The sequence below is a fragment of the Ralstonia sp. VS2407 genome (assembly GCF_052950655.1).
Genome location: NZ_JBRFVG010000296.1, coordinates 1 through 454, shown reverse-complemented (window position 1 = coordinate 454; position 454 = coordinate 1). Strand labels below are relative to the sequence as shown.

The following is a 454-nucleotide window of genomic DNA, read 5'->3' as shown; positions in this document are numbered from 1 at the left end:
CGGTTCACCGCTGGAGCAGTTCTGCCTCGACCTCACCGCGCGAGCGCGAGCGGGGCAGATCGATCCGGTCGTCGGTCGTGAGCTGGAAATCCGCACGATGATCGACGTCCTGTTGCGCCGCCGCCAGAACAACCCGCTGCTGACGGGCGAGGCGGGTGTGGGCAAGACGGCCGTCGTCGAAGGGCTCGCGCGCGCGATCGCCGCCGGCGATGTGCCGCCGAAGCTTGCCGATGCGCGCCTGCTGAGCCTCGATGTCGGCGCGCTGTTGGCCGGGGCGAGCATGAAGGGCGAATTCGAGGCGCGCCTGAAAGGCGTGCTGGAGGCGGCGGCGAAAGCGACGCTGCCCGTCATTCTGTTTGTCGACGAGATTCACACGCTGATCGGCGCGGGCGGCCAGGCGGGCACCGGAGATGCCGCGAACCTGCTCAAGCCCGCGCTCGCGCGCGGCACGCTG

Annotated in this window: 1 protein-coding gene; it reads left to right on the top strand. The window is 70.3% G+C overall.

Annotation, left to right across the window (positions count from 1 at the left end; translation table 11 throughout):
* A partial coding sequence (locus ACU8YE_RS25140; RefSeq protein WP_446930280.1) for an AAA family ATPase occupies positions 1 to 454 on the top strand: 454 nt, incomplete at both ends.